This is a genomic window from Actinocrinis sp. (genome assembly GCF_035650855.1).
Lineage (GTDB): Bacteria > Actinomycetota > Actinomycetes > Streptomycetales > Catenulisporaceae > Actinocrinis.
The window spans coordinates 1-7,747 of the sequence record NZ_DASRGV010000090.1 but is presented as its reverse complement, the minus strand read 5'-3'; the positions used below and the strand labels follow the sequence as shown (position 1 = coordinate 7,747).

Below are 7,747 nucleotides of genomic sequence, written 5' to 3'. Positions count from 1 at the left end.
CAGCCGGGGGGCGTTCGGGAGTGCACGGCAGCGCTCCGCCCGCGAACCTGAGCCACCATGTCGCGAAACCCGGTGACCAGCCGCTACTGTCCCGAAGCATGAGGGCTATCCGACGCTTCACCGTCCGCACCGTGCTACCCGAACCGCTCGCGCCGCTCGCCGAGCTGGCGGCGAACCTGCGCTGGTCCTGGCACGCACCCACCCGAGACCTGTTCGCCGCGGTGGACCCCGGGCAGTGGGAGGCCGTCGGCGGCGACCCAGTGCGCCTGCTCGGCGCGGTACGCACAGAGCGGCTGGCCGTGCTGGCCGCCGACGAACGGTTCACCGCCCGGATCGCCGACGCGGCCGCGAACCTGCACGCGTACCTGAACGAGCCGAAGTGGTACCAGACGCTGACCGACGCCCCGCGCTCGATCGCCTACTTCTCCCCGGAGTACGGCATCACCGCCGTGCTGCCGCAGTACTCCGGCGGCCTCGGCATCCTGGCCGGCGACCACCTGAAGGCCGCCTCCGACCTCGGCGTCCCGATCATCGGGGTCGGCCTGCTGTACAAGCACGGCTACTTCCGCCAGTCGCTCTCCCGCGACGCCTGGCAGCTGGAGACCTATCCGCTGATCGACCCGGACAACCTGCCGCTGACCAGGCTGCGCGAGGCCGACGGAACGGCCGTGCGGGTCACCATCGGCCTGCCCGGCCTGCGCGAACTGGTCGCCCAGGTCTGGCTGGCCCAGGTCGGCCGGGTGCCGCTGCTGCTGCTCGACACCGACATCGAGGACAACGCGGACGGCGGCCGCGAGATCACCGACCGGCTCTACGGCGGCTCCAGCGAGCACCGCCTGCACCAGGAGATGCTGCTCGGCATCGGCGGCATCCGGGCCGTGCGGGCCTACTGCCGGCTCACCGGCACGCCGCAGCCCGAGGTGTACCACACCAACGAGGGCCACGCCGGGTTCCTCGGCATCGAGCGCATCAGGGAACTGACCGAGGAGCACGAGCTGGACTTCGGCGCCGCGCTGGCCGCCGTGCGGGCCGGCACCCTGTTCACGACGCACACCCCGGTACCGGCCGGCATCGACCGCTTCTCGCACGACCTGGTGGCCGAGCACTTCGGCGGGGACAACCAGTCGCCCGGAGTGCGCATGGAGAACGTCCTCGGCCTCGGCGCCGAGGACTTCCCCGGCGGCGACCCGGGCTGCTTCAACATGGCCGTGATGGGCCTGCGGCTGGCCCAGCGCGCCAACGGCGTCTCGGTGCTGCACGGCGAGGTCTCCCGGGAGATGTTCGGCGGCCTGTGGCCCGGCTTCGACTCGCCGGAGGTGCCGATCACCTCGATCACCAACGGCGTGCACGCCGAGACCTGGGTCCACCCCGCGGTCTTCGAGCTGGTCGAGCGGGAACTTGGCCCCGGCGCGCTCGCTGACGAGCCGTTCGAGGCCGTGGACCGGCTGTCTGACAAGACGATCTGGGAAATCCGCTGCGTGCTGCGCGCCGCGCTGGTGGACGAGGCGCGGCGCCGGGTCAAGGAGTCCTGGATCGCCCGCGGCGCCTCGGAGGCCGAGCTGGGCTGGACCGCCGACGTGCTGGACCCGGAGGTGCTCACCATCGGCTTCGCCCGCCGGGTGCCCTCCTACAAGCGGCTGACCCTGATGCTGCGCGACCGGGAGCGGCTCGCCTCGCTGCTGCTGCACCCGCAGCGTCCGATCCAGCTCGTCATCGCCGGCAAGGCGCACCCCGCCGACGAGGGCGGCAAGCGGCTCATCCAGGAGCTGGTGCGCTTCGCCGACGAGCACAACGTGCGGCACCGCATCGTCTTCCTGCCGAACTACGACATGGCGATGGCGCAGACGCTGCTGCCCGGCTGCGACGTGTGGCTCAACAACCCGCTGCGGCCGCTGGAGGCCTGCGGCACCTCCGGGATGAAGTCGGCGCTCAACGGCGGGCTGAACCTGTCCATCCGGGACGGCTGGTGGGACGAGTGGTTCGACGGCGAGAACGGCTGGGCGATCCCGACCGCGAACGGCGTGGACGACCCGGACCGGCGCGACGAGCTTGAGGCCGCGGCGCTGTACGAGCTGATCGAGACCTCGGTCAGCCGCCGCTTCTACGACCGCGACGCGGCGGGTCTGCCGACCCGCTGGATCGAGATGGTCCGGCACACTCTGAGCACGCTCGGCCCCAAGGTGCTGGCGAGCCGGATGGTGCGGGACTACGTGCGGGAGCTGTACGTCCCGGCGGCGATGTCCTCGCGTGCCGTGTCGGCCGACGGTTACCGCAGCGCGATCGAGCTGGCCGCGTGGACGGAGCGGATCAAGGCGAGCTGGCCCGAGCTGGCGATCGAGCACGTGGACGCGGTCGCGGACGGCGACGCCGGCGCGGAGGGCGCGCCCCGGCTCGGCGGCACGCTGCGGGTCCGCGCGCTGGTGCAGCTCGGCTCGATCACGCCGGACGACCTGGAGGTTCAGGCGGTCTACGGCCGGGTCGACGAGCGGGACCAGCTCAAGGACACGCACACGGTCGCGCTGGAGCTCAACGGCGTGGACGACCTCGGTCGCAACCGATACGAGGGCGTCGTGGAGCTGGACCGGTCTGGCCCGTTCGGGTACACGGTGCGTGCGGTACCGAAGCATCCGCTGCTGTCCACGCCGGCGGAACTCGGGCTCGCCGTGTTGCCGACGCCGGTGACGGTCTCATCCTCGGGCGAGGGTGACGGCGACGCGTTCATGCGCTGAGCTGACGATCAGTCAGCTGGGAATCACGCAGCTGGCGGTCGCTTGACTGCCAGTTGCTTAACTGCTGATCGCGGTGGTGCTCCGGACTCGTCCGGAGCACCACCGCGATCGTGTCTTAGGTAGAGATCCCCGGTTCGCGTCGTCTGACCGCCCGTCAGGTCGCCGACCACGCCTCCGGATCCGCGCGCAGCAGCATCAGCGAGCGCGGCGCGAGCGTGACCGGCAGCCCGCCGCCATAGGTGACGTTGTCGCGCGCCCCCGGGTCCCCTTCCAGCGTCGTGTCGATCACGCTGTGGTACCAGCGTGCCCACGGATCGCCCGGCAGCACGAACTCCAGCTCCTCGGCCCCGGCGTGCACCACCAGCAGGAAGCTGTCGTCGATGATCCGCTCGCCGTGGTTCCCGCGCCCGCGGATGTCCTGCCCGGAGAGGTACACGCCGAGCCCGGCGGCCGGGGCGAACCAGTCGCCGTCGGTCATCTCCTCGCCGTCCGGCCGGAACCAGGCGATGTCCTGCAGGCCGCCGGGGTGCGCCGGCTGGCCGGAGAAGAACACGCGCTGGCGCAGCACCGGGTGCCGCTTGCGCAGGTGGATGATGCGCCGGGTCAGGTCCAGCAGGCTGGACCACTCGCCCTTCTCGAGCAGCGACCAGTCGACCCAGCTGACCTCGTTGTCGACGCAGTACGCGTTGTTGTCGCCCTGCTGCGTGCGGCCGAACTCGTCCCCGGCCGTGATCATCGGCACGCCGGTGGCCAGGACCAGAGTCGTCATCAGATTGCGGATCTGACGGCGCCGCAGCTGGTTGACCGTCTCATCATCGGTCTCGCCCTCGACGCCGTAGTTCGAGGAGCGGTTGTCGTTGTTGCCGTCACGGTTGTTCTCGCCGTGCGCCTCGTTGTGCTTGTGGTCGTAGGTGACCAGGTCGCGCATCGTGAAGCCGTCGTGTGCGGTAACGAAGTTGATCGATGCGTAAGGGCGTCGACCGTCGTCCTGGTAGAGGTCTGACGAACCCGACAACCGATACGCCAGATCGCGCACATCGGTCCGCGCTCCGCGCCAGAAGTCCCTGACGGTGTCGCGGAACTTGTCGTTCCACTCGGTCCACAGCGGCGGGAACTCGCCGACCTGGTAGCCACCCTCGCCGACGTCCCAGGGCTCGGCGATCAGCTTCACCTCCTGGAGCACCGGATCCTGCGCGATGACCGTCAGGAACGCCGACAGCTTGTCCACGTCGTGGAAGGAGCGGGCCAGAGCAGACGCCAGATCGAAGCGGAACCCGTCCACTCCCATCTCGGTGACCCAGTAGCGCAGCGAATCGGTGATCAGCTGAAGCACGTGCGGCTGCACGACGTTGAGCGTGTTACCGCAGCCGGTGTAGTCGGCATACCGGCTCGGGTTCTTCTCGTCGAGCCGGTAGTAGCTCTCGTTGTCGATGCCGCGGAAGCACAGCGTCGGTCCGTCGCCGCCGCCCTCGGCGGTGTGGTTGTAGACCACGTCGAGGATGACCTCGATGCCGGCCGCGTGCAGGGCCGCCACCATCTGCTTGAACTCGCGCACCTGGCCGCCGGGCTCGCCGCGCCGGGCCGCGGCCGAGTACTGCGCGTGCGGGGCGAAGTAGCCGATCGAGTTGTAGCCCCAGTAGTTGCCGAGCCCGCGCTCCAGCAGATGCGGCTCGGAAACGAAGTGGTGGATCGGCAGCAGCTCGACCGCGGTGACACCCAGATGGACCAGATGGTCGACGACGGCCGGGTGCGCCAGCCCTGCGTACGTACCGCGCAGTTCGTCAGGTACAGCCGGGTGTCGCATCGTGTAGCCGCGTACATGCAGCTCGTAGATGATCGTCTCGGCCCAGGGCGTGTGCGGCCGCATGCCGGTGTCCACGTCGACCTTGCCGATCACGAGGCCCTGCGGAACGTACGGCGCCGAATCGCGGTCGTCCAGGGAGTTGGAGTTGGCGGTTGAACCGTGCTTCACATGCGCGTACACGGCGTCGTCGAGGACGAACTCGCCCTCCAGTGCTCGGGCGTACGGATCGAGCAGCAGCTTGTTCGCGTTCCAGCGGCGGCCGCGCGACGGGTCCCAGGGCCCGTGAACCCGGAAGCCGTAGCGCTGGCCGGGCTCGATGCCGGGCAGGTAGCCGTGCCAGATGTGGAAGGTGGATTCGGACAGCGGGATCCGGCTCTCGCCACCGGCGTCGTCGAAAAGGCACAGCTCGACGCCCTCGGCCCCGGCCGCCCAGAGCGCGAAGTTGACGCCTTGTCCGTCGTGGCGAGCGCCGAGCGGATGCCAGTTACCCGGCCAGGGCCGGTCCCAGTGCTCAGCGTGGTGCGGATCGCCAGCTTGGTCACTCATGGTGTCCATTGTGCCTTTTGACGGGTCGTGAAGAACCTCATGGCCCCGGAAATTCGGCGGCTGACCGGCCGTGGTTGGATGAACGGTGCAGGCGGACGGTGATCCAAGGGAGTGTCAGCGTTGACTGAGCCGAACGAGGGCGCGGCGGCAGCCGTGCAGGTCGTGTGGCGCGCCGAGTTTGTCCGGATCGAGGTCGCCGAAGTGGCCCCCCGGGTCGCCACCATCCGAGTCGACCGCCCGAAGCTGAATCCGCTCGACTCGCACGTCCAAGCCGAGCTTAAGCGGGCCGCCGAGCAGGTGACGGCCGATCCCGATCTGCGCGCCGTGGTGCTCTACGGCGGGCCGATCGCGTTCGCCGCGGGCGCGGACATCAAGGAGATGGCCGCCCTCTCCTACACCGACATGGTGCTGCGCTCCGGCGCTCTGCAGGACTCCTTCACGGCGATCGCGCGCATCCCGAAGCCGGTCATCGCCGCGGTCACCGGCTTCGCCCTGGGCGGCGGCTGCGAACTGGCGCTGTGCGCGGACCTGAGGGTCGCCGCGACGGACGCCAGGTTCGGCCAGCCGGAGATCAAGCTCGGCCTCATCCCCGGCGCCGGCGGCACCCAGCGCCTCTCCCGCCTCGTCGGCCCCGCCCGGGCCAAGGATCTGGTCTTCACCGGCCGGATGGTCAGCGCCGAGGAAGCGCTACGAATCGGTCTGGTGAACCGGGTCGTAGCCCCTGAAGACGTCTACCCGAACGCGCTGGCCTGGGCCGCCGAGCTGGCCGCCGGACCGGCGTTCGCGCTGCGCGCCGCCAAGGAGGCGATCGACCGCGGCCTGGAGACCGACCTGGTCACCGGCCTGGAGATCGAGCGGGCGCAGTTCGCCGCGCTGTTCGCTACCCCCGACCGGACCACCGGCATGCAGTCCTTCATCGACCACGGCCCCGGCAAGGCCGTCTTCGACTGACGCCGTCTTCACGGGCGCCGTTCCCAACCGACGCCCCCCGGCGCACCGCATGGCCATTCACCACCAGGCCAAAGGCTTTCACCCCCGCCTTCCCCCGCCTTCACCCCTGCCGTCACGTCCACACAAGCCCGCCATGTCATACGCTGCCCGAGAGCGCACTTCCGTCTCCGACCGGGGGTCTGATGCCAGAACAGCTGGATGCCGCCCTTCCCGAGGTGGCCCGTGCGCGGATGGCGGAGATCCGCGCGAGCCAGACCTGGGGCTCGGCGCTGACCACGCAGGAGTTCGCGGCGATCGCCGGGGCCGGATTCGACCCGGTCGGGCAGGTGCTCGGCACCGCGGTCTTCCACATCGGATACGCCGGCCGCTGGGGCTGCTCCGGCGCGTGGTCGTATTTCGGCGGCACGGAGGTCTCCTCCTCCGCCTACGCCCCGTTCTCCCAGCTGGTGCGCACGATGTACGGCGCGCGGCGGCTGGCGCTGGCCCGGGCGATCTCCGAGTGCAAGGCGCTCGGCGGCGACGGGATCGTCGGGGTGAAGCTGCGGGTCGGCCACTTCCCGGCCGGCGGCATGGAGTTCACCGCGCTCGGCACGGCCGTGCGCGCCCGCTCGAAGACCCGTCCGGCGACGCCGTTTACCTCCCACCTGACCGGCCAGGAGTTCGCCAAGCTGCTGCACGGCGGCTGGGTGCCGACCGGCCTGGTGCTCGGCATCTCGATCGCGACCAGGCATGACGACTGGCGCACCTACGGACAGCTGCGTTGGACCGCGGGCAACCAAGAGGTCGACGGATACACCCAGCTGATCAACCACGCCCGGCACGACGCCCGCCACCAGCTCCAACTCGACGCGAAGGCGCACGGCGGGGACGGGATCGTGGTCGACGAGATGGAGCTGCGCATCCGCGAGCGGGAGTGCCCCTCGTACGAGAACCAGCGCGACCACATCGCGGAGGCCTCGTTCGTGGGCACCTCCGTCGCCCGCTTCGACCGCAGGCCCGGCGGCTCCGGGCTCAAGCCACTGACCATCTTGACCCTGAATCGGGAGCGCTGAGGATGACCGAGCAGTCCATCCAGCAGGAGGCCGGGGACCTGGTCGCGCAGGGGGTGCCCGAGGACGCCATGCGCCGGCTCGCCCAGCTGCGTCCCGGAAAGGGCTCGATCTTCACCTCGGACCTGACGGTGAACGAGTTCCTGCTGGTGCGCGAGGCGGGCTTCCGGCCGCTCGGCCTGGTGCTCGGCTCCTCGATCTACCACGTCGGCCTGCAGCTGGGCCGCTGGTCGAAGAACCAGGAGATGACCACCCTGTCGCAGGCCATGTACCACGCCCGCGAGCTGGCGATGAGCCGGATGGAGGCGGAGGCCAGCGCGCTGGGCGCGGACGGCATCGTCGGGGTGCGGCTGGACGTGGAGTTCAAGGAGTTCGGCAACGACATCGCCGAGTTCATCGCGATCGGCACGGCGGTCAAGGCGGACGGGGCGGACCCGGGCCCGCACGGCCACTGGCGCAACAACAAGAACAAGCCGTTCACCTCGGACCTGTCCGGCCAGGACTTCTGGACCCTGATCCGGGCCGGCTACGCGCCGCTGGACATGGTGATGGGCTCGTGCGTCTATCACGTCGCGCACCAGCGCTTCGGCCAGGTGGTCGGGAACGCGGGCCGGAACGTGGAGATCGAGCAGTTCACGCAGGCGCTCTATGACGCGCGCGAGCTGGCG

5 protein-coding genes are annotated in these 7,747 nt (G+C 70.2%); 4 read left to right on the top strand and 1 reads right to left on the bottom strand.

Going from position 1 to position 7,747, the window contains the following annotated elements:
- Window positions 1–98 precede the first annotated feature (98 nt).
- Window positions 99–2,729: an alpha-glucan family phosphorylase gene (gene glgP, locus VFB40_RS07260; protein ID WP_324848520.1), complete on the top strand. Its 2,631-nt coding sequence runs from the start codon at window positions 99–101 to the stop codon at window positions 2,727–2,729.
- 154 nt (window positions 2,730–2,883) lie between these two features.
- Here glgP and glgX read toward each other — a convergent pair whose 3' ends face one another.
- Complete coding sequence (gene glgX / locus VFB40_RS07255) at window positions 2,884–5,088, bottom strand: glycogen debranching protein GlgX (RefSeq protein ID WP_414642051.1); 2,205 nt, start codon at window positions 5,086–5,088, stop codon at window positions 2,884–2,886.
- A gap of 177 nt (window positions 5,089–5,265) precedes the next feature.
- Between glgX and VFB40_RS07250 the strand changes: the two genes are divergently transcribed.
- From VFB40_RS07250 to VFB40_RS07240, 3 genes are all read left to right on the top strand, one after another.
- The gene (locus VFB40_RS07250) at window positions 5,266–6,030 is read left to right on the top strand and encodes an enoyl-CoA hydratase/isomerase family protein (RefSeq protein ID WP_414642052.1); all 765 of its coding nucleotides are present in this window, start codon (window positions 5,266–5,268) and stop codon (window positions 6,028–6,030) included.
- 182 nt (window positions 6,031–6,212) lie between these two features.
- A complete protein-coding gene (locus tag VFB40_RS07245) occupies window positions 6,213–7,082 on the top strand; it encodes a heavy metal-binding domain-containing protein (RefSeq protein ID WP_324848517.1) in 870 nt (289 codons plus the stop codon).
- A 68-nt stretch (window positions 7,083–7,150) separates the two neighbouring features.
- Window positions 7,151–7,747: heavy metal-binding domain-containing protein (locus VFB40_RS07240; protein WP_349261378.1), on the top strand; the 597-nt coding region annotated here is incomplete at its 3' end.